This is a genomic window from uncultured Microbacterium sp. (genome assembly GCF_963528945.1).
In the GTDB taxonomy this organism is placed as follows: Bacteria; Actinomycetota; Actinomycetes; order Actinomycetales; family Microbacteriaceae; genus Microbacterium.
On the sequence record NZ_CAURWX010000001.1, the window covers coordinates 1,101,876 to 1,114,073 of the forward strand.

General features: G+C 66.8%; 11 protein-coding genes. 6 read left to right on the top strand and 5 right to left on the bottom strand.

Annotation, left to right across the window (positions count from 1 at the left end; all coding sequences use genetic code 11):
* Positions 1-6: 6 nt before the first annotated feature.
* Entirely contained in the window at positions 7-2,955 is a 2,949-nt protein-coding gene (locus tag RWS82_RS05180; RefSeq protein ID WP_314647573.1) for a hypothetical protein, read from the bottom strand.
* Between the two features lie 1,105 nt (positions 2,956-4,060).
* Here RWS82_RS05180 and RWS82_RS05185 point away from each other — a divergent pair.
* The 3 genes from RWS82_RS05185 to RWS82_RS05195 all read left to right on the top strand — a co-directional run bounded on the left by RWS82_RS05185 (position 4,061) and on the right by RWS82_RS05195 (position 6,316).
* Complete coding sequence (locus tag RWS82_RS05185; protein WP_314647574.1) at positions 4,061-4,546, top strand: hypothetical protein; 486 nt, start codon at positions 4,061-4,063, stop codon at positions 4,544-4,546.
* Between the two features lie 122 nt (positions 4,547-4,668).
* Complete coding sequence (locus tag RWS82_RS05190) at positions 4,669-5,673, top strand: ribonuclease H-like domain-containing protein (protein ID WP_314647575.1); 1,005 nt, start codon at positions 4,669-4,671, stop codon at positions 5,671-5,673.
* Between the two features lie 241 nt (positions 5,674-5,914).
* Positions 5,915-6,316 carry a hypothetical protein gene (locus RWS82_RS05195; RefSeq protein ID WP_314647576.1) on the top strand — a complete coding sequence of 134 codons (402 nt, stop codon included), beginning with the start codon at positions 5,915-5,917 and terminating at the stop codon, positions 6,314-6,316.
* Between the two features lie 35 nt (positions 6,317-6,351).
* Here RWS82_RS05195 and RWS82_RS05200 read toward each other — a convergent pair whose 3' ends face one another.
* A complete protein-coding gene (locus RWS82_RS05200; protein ID WP_314647577.1) occupies positions 6,352-7,122 on the bottom strand; it encodes a hypothetical protein in 771 nt (256 codons plus the stop codon).
* 527 nt (positions 7,123-7,649) lie between these two features.
* Positions 7,650-8,513, bottom strand: coding sequence for a hypothetical protein (locus RWS82_RS05205; protein WP_314647579.1), 864 nt, complete (start codon positions 8,511-8,513; stop codon positions 7,650-7,652).
* Positions 8,514-8,560: 47 nt separating this feature from the next.
* Between RWS82_RS05205 and RWS82_RS05210 the strand changes: the two genes are divergently transcribed.
* Positions 8,561-8,890, top strand: a complete 330-nt coding sequence (locus tag RWS82_RS05210) for an HNH endonuclease signature motif containing protein (protein ID WP_314647581.1) — start codon at positions 8,561-8,563, stop codon at positions 8,888-8,890.
* Between the two features lie 9 nt (positions 8,891-8,899).
* Here RWS82_RS05210 and RWS82_RS05215 read toward each other — a convergent pair whose 3' ends face one another.
* The gene (locus tag RWS82_RS05215; RefSeq protein WP_314647582.1) at positions 8,900-9,214 is read right to left on the bottom strand and encodes a hypothetical protein; all 315 of its coding nucleotides are present in this window, start codon (positions 9,212-9,214) and stop codon (positions 8,900-8,902) included.
* Between the two features lie 85 nt (positions 9,215-9,299).
* Positions 9,300-9,896 (bottom strand): hypothetical protein, encoded by a 597-nt coding sequence (locus tag RWS82_RS05220; RefSeq protein ID WP_314647583.1) that lies wholly within the window; start codon positions 9,894-9,896, stop codon positions 9,300-9,302.
* A 27-nt stretch (positions 9,897-9,923) separates the two neighbouring features.
* Here RWS82_RS05220 and RWS82_RS05225 point away from each other — a divergent pair, with 27 nt between their 5' ends.
* Together RWS82_RS05225 and RWS82_RS05230 are read left to right on the top strand one after the other, a co-directional pair.
* Positions 9,924-10,421 carry a hypothetical protein gene (locus RWS82_RS05225; protein ID WP_314647585.1) on the top strand — a complete coding sequence of 166 codons (498 nt, stop codon included), beginning with the start codon at positions 9,924-9,926 and terminating at the stop codon, positions 10,419-10,421.
* Between the two features lie 17 nt (positions 10,422-10,438).
* On the top strand, positions 10,439-12,190 hold the full coding sequence (locus RWS82_RS05230; protein ID WP_314647586.1) for a hypothetical protein: 1,752 nt from the start codon (positions 10,439-10,441) through the stop codon (positions 12,188-12,190).
* Positions 12,191-12,198: the final 8 nt, after the last annotated feature.

Below are 12,198 nucleotides of genomic sequence, written 5' to 3' on the forward strand. Positions count from 1 at the left end.
AGAGCGTCAGCCGCGGAGGTCCTGCATTGGCTCCCACCGGACGACGACACCCTTGAGCGACCGGCGAGTTTTGGTCGTGGCTCCCGGGTCCCCGACGTAAACGCGGGTGGACTTCTCGACCTTGACTCCGGTGGGAGCGAAGCCGCCCTCGGACAGCAAACCCGTCCACGCCGCGTCAGCAGAGCTGCCGTGCGGGATCAGGGTCGGGTACTCGCGCTGCGCCGCGGTGAAGGCGCTCGTGCCGTCCAGGATCGCGACCAGCTCGCCCTGAGCGGTCGTGCCCAGCTTTCCGATGCCAGACCCGCGGGGGCGCCACCCGTCGCCGCCCATCTGCCAACCGGCGGCGATCTTGTCCTCGTCGTCGACCATCGGAGGCGCGCCCGGGGTCGTGGGGTTCTCGAGGTGAGCCTTGCCCGAGCCGAGAAGGCTCGCGATAGCACGGAGAGCGTTGCGGGCCGGCGACATGGCCGCATAGACCGCACGTGACTCGATAGCGTGCGCTACGAGGGCGTTCGGGACGTCATCGACCAGTGCCAGGAAGCCAGCGCTCTGCTCGGGGTTGAGACCGTTGCGCGTCATCGCCTCCTTGAGCTGGGTGTAGAAGTGCCAGGGTGCTCGATACAGCGCGACGGCCTTCTCAAGGTCCCGGGGGTAGGCAGACAGCGAGATCTTCTGGTCGGCGGCGTACCGCTCGGGGTACGTGGCGCGGAGGTAGTCCTCGGCGCGGACCTCCAGGTAGCCCTCGATCTCGTCGACGGCCGCGCAGACATCCATCCGGTCCGCCCAGTGCGGGTAGAGCTCTCGCCAGACGCCGTTCGTCCACGACCGCACGGCGTAACCGGCGAGACGGCGCAGTGCGCCGGTCGTGTCGAGCTCCTGCATCACCTTCCAGCCCTCATCGGTCAGCAGGCCACCGGACGGCACTGCGACCTCCCAGAGGCGCTCACGGACGCTGGGGACGCTGGGGAGGTTCTCTGCCGTCACGCACAAGCCGGCATACGGGTCAGGGACCGGGTCGATACCCGTGCGGCTACGCGACGAATTGTTGAAGTTCGACCGGATGATCTGACCGATGGCGTCCTCCTGACCCGCTGCCGTCGCGGCGTTCGCGGACGGAGCGAGGTCATCGACGACCCAGAGGATGTGTCGGCCGATGGCCTTCTCGAGCATTGGGCGGGTGTCCGACCCGGTGCCCGGAAGCTGGTCACGGGACCAGGCACGGGGCCGGGATCCCCAGAAGGACATCGGGATCGCTGCACCCGACGACTTTCCGTTGCCCTTGCCTCCGGAGAAGTAAAGGTTGCTGCCCTTGTGACGGACGGGGTTGGACGGGCTGAGCGCCATCGACAGCAGGATCGCTGCGGACTGCGGGTCACGGAAGGCTCCGATGAACCGCTCGATGGTCTCCGGGACCTCGAGTGCCATCTGCCGCTCCCACTCGGCGTGCCCGAGCTCGCGGTAGTGGTCCTCGACGCCGAAGCGGCCGAGCTTCTGCGACTCGTGCCGCGGGACGCCCTGAACGACGCCCTGCTCCTGCTCGACGGTCTCGGCAATGACCATGTCGCCGACCACGAACGCGCCGAACGGCTCCTCGTCACCGGTCGCGCCCGCCACCCAGCCCTGACGGCCCCAGGCGATAGCGAGAGTGGGGTCGGACGCACCCTTCACGGCGCCCAGCCAGCTCCGGAGGTCACGCATCGGGAAGTCTTCGTGGGTGAGGATGGCGCTTGGCAGTCGCATCTGTTCGCGCTCGATAAGGACCTTCCAGTCGCCGGAGCCCGATGCCGCGAGAGCGGAAGCCGGAATCGTCACGACGTACTCAGCAGGGGCATCGATGCCAGGCTCGTCGTACTTGCCGAGCAGGTAGAACGCCACCTCGACCATCTGCGTCGCGTGGAGTCCGGGGACGTCCAGTCGCGCGCCAGACAGGATCTCCTCGTCCAGGGGCATCCGGGACTCAACGACACGGAGGAGCTTGGCTCCGATCCGCGAGCGCGTCTCCCAGTAGCGGGACTTGCCCTCAGCGCCAGCGCGCTCGACCAGCTCCTCGACGATGGCGGGGCAGGCCGGGCTGACGCGCCAGTCCCCCGCACTCCACTCACGGTCGGCGATGGGTGCCGGCGGCAGGTGCACGGTCCGAGTGTCCATCAGGGAGTTCCAGTCGCCGATCCGCGTCAGGTAGTCATCGACGCCGATCTTCTCCTGCGGATCGATCCCGGCCGCGAGCTTCGCGAGCTCGACCTCGGGACTCCACATCTCCAGGAGCGAGACGTCGGCTCCGGACTTGTGTACGAGGAAAGAGCGAGCCTTGTCCGTCTCCCGCCAGACGTTGGCATTCGACACCAGGTCACCATCGAAGGCGACGATGGCCCGACGACCGCGCAGCGGGATGGCGCGCCAGTCAGCGTGGCGATCCCAGCCGGTCACGGATGCGGCGTTGACGATGAGCGTGCGTAGCGAACGCGGGACGCGATCCATGATCTCGCGGAGACGAATTCGGGCGGCGGCCATGTCCTCGACGGCGGCGAGGTCAGCGGGCGTGGAGCCGCTCGACAGCAGCATCGCGGTGAGGCCACTGTCGCCCTTCAGGAGCCCTTCGTTCAGAAGGACCTGCGGTGCCTCCTCGATCCAGTCCTGCGGAGTGGCGGGGTGGATGTCGAGGCGGAGCTGTGACCCGGGGAGGAATGCGTACTTGGCGATCTTGCCGTTCTCGTTCATCTTCGGGGCCGAGGGACGGTACTGGCGCTCTGTGGGGCGGACGTCGAGTCCGTCCTCGTAGACCGTCTCGGGGGCGCACCACGGCATCGTGAGGATGTCTTCCTCGCCACCGTGGAGGAGGGCTTCGAGGGAGCGGGCGGTGGTGATGAGGCCAGTGCCCGTTCGCTGGTAGGCGGCGAAGGCCTTGGTCTGCTCCTTGGTCGTGAGCAGGTCGTATCCGCGAGCCTGGGTAACCAAGGGCGCGACACCACTGTCGGCGAGCTTGGCCGGACCGGAGCCACGGCGAGCCGGGGAGGTCAGGGGGTAGGACGAGGCGTCCCACTCCGTGCGGAGGATGGAAGGGGCGGTGTGTGTTGTGCTGTGCATGCCCTCCCTGGCAACGGAGACGGCGCAGCTCTGCAACTGAAGCGCGCCCTGGACACGGCCTTCGACACGCTTCGACACCCTTCGACACGGGCTTCGACACGGTCTGATGTCCTGCGATCCCTTGTCTTGACTGGGATCGCGCTTCCTTCGACACCTTCGACACGATGTGTAGAGCTCTTATAGGAGAGGAAAGGGGCTTCTCTCTAATCCGACTCCAGCAAAAGGTTCGCTCTCACCTATACAGGAGCGTCTATTTCGTGTCGAAGGTGTCGAAGCTCCCGCAATCCCCTGTCCCGACTGGGATCGCGGGCCATCGCCGCGTGTCGAAGGTCATGACGAAGGGTGTCGAAGGTGTCGAAGGGTCCTGTCGAAGGCGCGGACGGGCCCATCACCAGCAGGTAGCGAGCGCGCGGACGGCGGCGCCCCTATGTAGTGGCTTCATCGCAGCCGCTCAGGCGCGTCACCCTTCGCCCCAGGCTTCCGCCCTCTCGGAATCACGCGCTCGGTCGGTACGTTCCGACGCCGTGTGCTGACGGGCACATCATGAAAACGCCCACCTGCCGCACCGGCTTATCGCAGATCAGACACAGGTCCGCGCCGAACCTCCCACCGAGTGGGTGGTCATCCCAGTCGATGAACCCACTGTGGTTGAACATGAACGCCCCGCGCGCACCGCGCTTGGACGCCGTCCGTGTACGGCACGTGGTGCAGTAGACCACCGGGCGCATCTCGCCGGTCTCATCGGGCTCGTCCCGCACGGCATATGACTGTGGAGTGGTCGTCCCACCCGAGTGGCACTGCTTGGCGAGCTGCGGCATGCCCGAAGGATACCCCAGCGCTCGGACGTCGCACCGCAAGGTATCGGGGCACCCCGCGCTCAGGGAGCCCTGGTGAACGGCCATCACTCGTGCCGCCGCTTTCACGTATACACGCGCCACCTGTTGCAGCAACGCCTCCTCCCGTTGCCAGGGAAGGCATGCAGCACATCGCACACGACCTCCCCGCCCGCTACCTGCGGGCCCAGGAGGCCGCGCAGTCCCTCACTCGTCACCTGAGCGTCAGCGCCGGAGGTGAGCGCGTCGGAGGCACCGTAGACCCCCGCAAGCTCCCCGCACCGGCATCCGCACTGCAGCTCATCACCGAGCTCGCCGCACTCGGCGACACGGCCGGCTCCGGGATGCTGGCCCCGGCCCTCGACCGTCACCTCGACCACGGTATGGTGCTCGCCGCATCAGCAGCTTTGAGGGTTCGCAAGCGCGGCACAGACCTCCGCCAGACCATCGCCACGCGCTACCCCCGGCTCCCTGAAGCTTCACTCCGACTTCTCACCCGTGCGGAATGGATGCGTGCCCAGGGCACGCTCAGCGACCTCGTCCTCGACGCCATCCTCGCGTCCATCGAGGCGGAGATCGACGCAGTCTCGAGCGGCCGAGCAGAACATAAGAAGGAGGACGGCGCATGACTTGACGTCCAGCAGCCCGCAGGATCCCGCCGACGCTCTCGAACTCAGTCGGCAAAACCGAGCAGCACCCCTATGAAAACCACTTCGCAACCGGCCAATCGGCCAGACCGGAGTTACACAGCATGTCCCACCCGTCCCCCACCATCCTTCGCCGAATCCAGCTCCTCGACTCTGCGGCTCGTGACCGCTGCCTGGAAGCGCTCCACAACCGCGCGCTTTCGACCCGCACCGCCGGAGACATCATCGGTGCCGAGATCGGAAGCGCTCCCTCCTCGTCCACCATCCACCGCCTCCGCCTCCGCATCGACACCGGCGATCTAAGCGTCCCGCGTCCCGCTCCCGCAGTCGTTCCCGACCGCCGTCACCACAGCCTGCACCGAAGCGTTCGCGGACTCCGCATCCTGACTCTCGACATCGAGACGAAGCCCGCGCTCAGCTACCACTTCGGCATGTGGGATCAGAACATCGGTCTGAACCAGGTCGTAGAGCACGGAGACGTTCTCAGCGTTGGCTACAAGTGGCTCGGGTCCCCCGTCGAACACATCGCTGTCTGGGATGAGGGCGGTTACGAAGGGATGATCCGCACGGTACACGACCTGCTCAGCGAGGCCGACGTCGTCGTCACCTACAACGGCATCTCCTTCGATGAGAAGAAGCTGAACTGGAGCTTCGCCAAGCTCGGACTCGGCCGCCCGGCACCGTACCGAAGCGTCGACCTTCTCCGTGTCGTGCGCAAGCACTTCGCCCCCGACTCGCGCAAGCTCGACCACGTCGCAGCCGAGCTCGTCGGGGCGCGCAAGCTCGTCACCGGGGGCTTCGATCTCTGGCGCGGGGCGATGGATGGAGACCCCCGTGCTCGGGCACGGATGATCCGCTACTGCAAGCAGGACGTGTGTCTGACCGAGAAGCTCTATCTCCGCCTCCTCGCGTGGCTGCCGGCGGGCGCGAGCCTCCCGCAGATTGGAGGCACCGACGGCTGCCCGAACTGCGGCGAACCGAAGCTGCGCGCGACGCCGAAGACCACCTCGACCACGGCCGCGACGTACACGCTGATGAGCTGCGGGCGCTGCGGCTCGTGGGTGCGGTCGACGCGCAACATTCACCGGACGACAGCCCGCATCGCCTGACGAGAGCCTCTAAATGACACCCCGGCGCCGACGCTGTCGCCGGGGCGTCGTCGTGCCCGAACACACGTGCAACCCGATGCGAACCCCGTCCAAAAGCGCGGATCTTCTCCGGATCTGGCGGTTTCTGAGGCACGATTTTCGCCCATTCATGGTCTGGCAGAGCGCCTTGCCCGCTCCTCCTCTCGCGACCACACTCCGCACACACCCCACATCATCGCGTTACGCCGCGCATGGTCTCGCTATGCCCACCACGTTCCTCACCCGTACCACGCGGTCCGGCCCCGCCCGCACTCATGACCTCTCTGGCGTCCTCTCCGCGGGGATCGAGAAAACGCTCCGACGCAGCGGCCCGTCAACTCTCACGTGGTGGCGAGAGCACGATAACGACACTCACCTCGCCTACGTCACTGTCATCTCGCCGGCGCATTGTCTCGTCGAGGTTCTCGTCGACGGTGACCTCCACGAGGTCCGTCACACCGGCCACTCCGCCGACGATCTGATCTCGCTCCCCGCGCCGGCACGCACGCTCGTTCCCCTCGGCGCCGTCCACCGCGGCGCACTCCTCGCACTTGAGGACGCGGCGTTCGTCCTGGATGACTGGCTCGCGGATGGGCGACTCGCAGGCAGCTGGCGGATCGTGTGACATGAAAGCGACGCCCGCAGGGCGGAGCTCTCTTACTATGCTGGGTCTTGTGCGTCAGGCGCTTCTGATCCCGCCGCCGGTAGATGCCGCTGAGTGGCGCTGTCGCGCGCTGCGCCCCGAGCGAGCACGCTGGCCAGCTCCGCGAGTGACTCCTCCTCGAACGTCGCCGGGTTCTCGACCATCCGACGGACGAGCTCCGCGACGATCTCGGGCGGCATCGTCGAAAGCGCGTCTCTAACAGAATCGACGCCGTCGCCGTCCACGATCTCGGATGCGTCGACGAGGCGCATCTGTTCGTCGGCGAAGGCGCGCGCAGCAATCGCGGCTAGCATGCGAGCTTGCGCCTCTGCGTTCGACATCAGCGGGCGTGGCTCTGCCAGGCTGACCGCCGTTACCGGGGCCTCATCCGGCTCGGGGGTATGGATCTCGAGGCTCGTACCGCGATGCTTCCGCGTCGTGATTTTCGCCCGAACGTCACCGGCAATCGGCTTGACCTTCTCGCGCCAGAACTTCGCCACGTGTGGCTTCGCCTTCTCGATCCCGAGTATGGCGAGCGAGGTGAGAGCATCGGCTATTGCCTTCTCGAGTTCCTCCTGCTCGCGGCTCTTCCGGCGCGCTTCCACGGGCACGTAGACGTGCTCGGTCACAACGATAGGGTCGGGGTCGATGTCGCCGGGCACGAATCGCGCGTTTCCACGCAACTTCCCGTCCTCGTCGAAGAGGTTCTGGTGGAGACCGCCTCCCGCGCGCTGTCCTGGAGTCAGGTCGTCGTCATCCCACTCGTAGTGGCCTGGAATCTTCCCCATGCCGGACATCGTAGTCACCGCGCCGCGCGCGCTGTTGCAGCCCCGTTGCCAGAGTGGGTATAGGCGGATGACGCGCTGCTGCCGCAACCGCCATCCGAACCAAGTGAGGAAAGCGCCCCACTCGCGTGGCCACCTCACGCTGGCCCTGACGCTGTGCTGCTCGGGCCGCTGCGGCGCGTCGACGGACCCACTCCACCCGTCGAAGCGCCGCCCCTCCTACTTCGGACGCACCGTCGCCATGACGCCCGCTGCCCGGCGCTGTCGCGTCGGTCGGGCCACGCACGCCGCGAGAGGCACGCGACACCGAGTCCGAACGGGTCCATGAAGGCCCACTACACAGCTCCCCCGCCGACGTGCACCGCTGCGGTCGGCGGGACTGAGCGACTGTCAAGGACCTTCGGTAGATCATCGACCGAGAGCTCGAAGGGCGCGCTGCCCCGGTGGGGACCCCCTCCCCTCGCCCTGCGCCCGAGCGGAGGGCGCTGTGGCTCGGGCTCCGTACCAGTTACAAGAATTTGAGCTCTGCCTCAACTCACTGGCAGCAGGCTGCGCTCACCATAGGCCGTCGTCGCCAGGTAGCGGACTCGGGCGTCGAGCTTCTCGACTTCCATCACGCATGCTGCGACGCACGAGCAGAGAAGGCTCCAGGATGGCTTCACGACGAAGGTCGCGCCCACGCCGTCGCTCTCAGTCACTTGCTCGAAGTCTCCAAGATCGCGGGTGAGGTGGTCGCTCCCATGTAGGAACGCGGATGTCATCTTCCACACCACATATGGGCTGTCGACCCTGTGCGGTTGACCCGGCGGCACCGTCGGTGACACAGCCTGGAGGATTCGCCACAGTTTCGGTGGCTTCGTGAGTTCTCGCTGTCCGAGGATTCTGACCGCGCCTTTCAGCTCGATGAGCCTTTCGGTTTTCTCGTCGCGGAACGCTACGTACGGGGCGGCCTGGTCGGCATTCGCGACAACGGAAGCGAAGTCCGCGTACTCGATGAGGTGCGCGTACGCGACCTGCAGGGAGCGGTAGATCCGGTCATGTTTCTTCGACGACTGGATCGTCCAGAGTGCCATCGCCGACGCCTCGATACTCATGCGCACGAGCGCGTACATGGCCATCGGCCGCGCCTCCAACCGACCGCTCGCCGGGTCATGCATCGAGTCCATCAGCATCTCGAGCGCGTCGACAGCCCTGGCCCGGTGCCGCGCCATCTGATACCCCACCGGGTCGAACGCGGTAGCAGCGTTCTCCGCCACGAGCATCGACCCCGCCATCGCCTCGTCCGGCTCCTCAAGCGCCTCGAATCGCGCACGGGCACGCATCAACAGGCCGGTAGCGACCTCCATCGCTTCCGCGGTCTCGACCCGGTCGTTCGACCCCATCACCTGATTCATACTTCGCAGGCTATCGGCTCTGCACTCCCCTAATTCCAGGAGGAACAATGACCTGGACCCAGCGCCACGACCCGCTGCCCTCCGACTGGAAGACCCGCCGCCGGCAGACCGCCACCCGCGCCGGCTGGCGCTGCGAAGCCCCGCTCGAGATGGGCGCACGTTGCCCCGAAGCGGGAACGGACTGCGACCACATCATCAACGCCCGCTCCGCCGAGGGGCAGGCGATGGGCGACGCGGTGCACGACCTCCGCAACCTCCAGTGGCTCTGCAAGGAGCACCACAGCGCGAAGACGCAGACCGAAGCCAAGGCCGCCCGGGAATACCGACGGTCCTTCGGTCGACACCCGGGCGAGCGCAACCACTACTCCTACCGGTGACCTCCGGTACTAGAGGTCGCGAGGGTCGAATCCGTGTTCCTGCGACAGCTGAGCGATACGGCGGCTGCTACTCATCGCACTCGAATACATGATCCATGCGGAGATCACTCCGACCGCCCCGCCAGCCAGGAGCACACCACCCCACGTTTCGAATGTCGCCACGTCGTCGAGATCTGCACCGGGCGCGACGAGGAACTGGAAGAGGGCTCCCATACCGACCGCTCCAAGCCCCAGGAACAGCACTATCCCGAAGTTCGAGGCGAACCGCTTGGATCGCTCACTCAAACGGCGCGCTTCTTCAATAGCCTGTGACCTCGTCGCCACCTGTCTCCCCTATCTGATGCTGCACACAACCACGCATCCCAGAAACGTTCTACCACAGCGGGTGGGCTCACTCTGGAACTATGGCTCAGCGCCTGAGCACCCGAGCCCAGAAGCTCTTCGACGGGACGTCCTCCGGCCTCGTCGGTTGTGAGCCCACCCGGGGCGCCTCGGGGACGTTCTCGCTCTGGACGGTCACCGCCGTTCCGCTGACCTTCGCCCGCAGGGTCGGGATGTAGACCTCTGCATACGGAACCGCGTCCTCGATGGCCGGCACTTCAACGCCACGGGGCCTGACGATGCCGCCGGCGTTGACGACCTGACCGGTCGGGTTCAGCACCAACCGGACGATCTGGATCGTGCCGTCGTCGATGCGTGGCAGGCCCTCTCGCCACTCCTTGGCCTCGAAGCTCGACAGCGACCAGGTGAGCCGCCCCAGCCGGGTCTCGCCGCCCCACACCCACCAACCCTTGTCGCCATCGAAGCGGACATCGAAGACGTCGCCGACGCGGACGGTACGGACCGCACCAGGGTCAACGCTCCGGGCGTACATCTGGTTCGCGACGACGAAGCCGCGCGCTTCCAACTGCGCCCGAGCGTCAGGCAACACCCGCACGCCGATGTGCCGACCACCGTCCTTGTTCGGTCCGCTCAGCGTTGGCCACGGGCCGACACCTTTTCTCATGCCCGCACTCTATCCCGGAGGTGACCGATGGCCCGTCGCGGACCACAGCCCGCCGAGGACACCGGCGACTGGGAGTACATCCTCGACTCCCCGAACCGCCGCAAGCCGCTCATCGAGCTCCCCGCCAACCGCGGCTCCGACGACGAGGGCAACAGCGTCGCCTGGCACCCCCACACCCGCAAGTGGTGGGACACCATGCGAGCTCTCCCGCACACCGCAGAGTGGGGCACCGATGAATGGCACGCCCTCGTCGGCCTCGCCTACATCGCCGACACCCTCTATTCCACTGGGCAGGCAGCCGCTCACGCCGAATGGCGCCGCGGCTCCGACGCTCTAGGCCTCACCGCCGAGGCCCGCCGGAAGCTCCGCATCCGGCTCGTCGATGCGGAGAAGCTCGCTCAGCTCGCCCCTCACAAGGTGGCCGCCGAGAAGACCACTGCCCGCAAGACCAAGACCACCACCCCGGCCGCACCCGCCCCCTCCAAGCGGTATGACCGCCGAGCTCGGAGCGCTGCCCGAGCCTGACGTCCGAGGAGGGCGCGATGACCGACGCCCTCGAACCCGACGACATCCCCGAGTCCGACCTCCCCGCGTTCGAGCGACTCGCCGTCCGGATGCCCGGCCACGACCGCGACCGCAGCCTCGGACACCTGGGCTCCGCATGGGTCGAGCACTTCATGCGCCACGGGCGCGGCGACAAACAGGGCGAACCCGTCCAGCTTGACGACGTTGTCTACGACCTCATCGTCGACATGTACGCCCTCGACGAGAACGGCCGCCGGCTGTACTCCGAGTGCGCCGTCGTCCTCCCGAAGGGCAGCGCCAAGACGGAGGCTGCAAGCTTCGTCGTCGCGTTCGACGTCGCTGGTCCATCCCGCTTCTACGGCTGGGCGGAAGGCGGCGAGGTCTACCGTCAGGGCACCTTCGAATACGTCTACGAACCCGGCGAGCCGATGGGCCGACGCATCCCCGGCCCCGAAGGCCGCATGATGGCCGTCTCCGAAGACCAGGTCGCCAGCTTCTACCGCGCCACCCTCAGGTACAACTTCGACCCCGACCACGGCAACGAGCTGACCCGCTCCGGCGACATCATCGGATTCGACACGTTCGCCCGACTCGCCGACGGCGGGCGCATCGTCCCGATGTCCTCAGGTGCGGACTCCAAGGACGGCGGTCTCGAAACCATCGTCGTCCTCGACGAACCGCACCTCTACATCAGTCCCGAGCACCGGCGCATGGTGACCCGCGTCAAGAACAACCTGACGAAGAGGAAGGCCGCGCAGCCGTGGGCGCTGTACATCTCCACGATGTACCAGGCCGGGGAAGGCTCCACCCTCGAGCTGCTGCACCGCAAGGCGCAGGACATCGCCTCCGGCAAGATCCCCAATAACGGCACATTCTGGGATTCCCGCCACGGCGGCGTCATCACCGACCTCTCCGACAGCAAGCGCCTCCGAGCCGTCCTCGAAGGTGTCTACGGCTACCGAGACTGGATCGACTACGACGCGAAGATCGCTCAGGCGCAGGACCCCACCGAGGACCCCGCCGACTTCCGACGCTTCCACCTCAACCAGCAGGCGTCCGCTGCCACCGCGTTCGTCTCGCACACCGAGGTGTCCGCTCTCACCGCTCACACGGTCGAGCCGCTCCGCAAGGGCGACACCATCACCCTCGGGTTCGACTACGCCCCCGGTTGGAAGGGCGGCAAGGCCCGCCGCGTCCCCGACTCCACCGCGCTCATCGCCGTCCGCCTCACCGACATGTCCATCCACAAGGTGGGCCTGTGGGAAGCCGAGGCCATCAACGGTGAGCCGAAGGAGAAGTGGAACCCGCCGAAGGAGGAGATCAAGGCCCGCATCGACGAGGCGTTCACCAAGTACAACGTCATCGGACTCTTCGCCGACCCGACCGGGTTCACGCAGGAGCTCGACACGTTCACCGCCCGGTACCACTCGAAGCTCAAGGCCAAGGTCACCGGTGCCCGCGCCATGTACCGGTACATGTCCGGCCACTCCGCCGGGTCGTTCGGCAAGCAGATCGAGGACTTCTACGAGGCCATCCTCGCTGGTGGTCTCCGCATGAACGCCGACCCCGACCTCATGCGGCACTTCACCAACGCCCGCCGAGTCAGCACCCGCTACGGCACGCAGCTGCACAAGAAGAACCCCGACTCCCCGGACAAGATGGACGCCCTCATCGCGACCATCCTCGCTTGGGAGGCAGCACGCGCAGCACAGAACAAGGGCATCGGCGCTGAACGCAGGCGCCGACGCGGGTTCGGCAACCTGATCTGAAAGGAGCC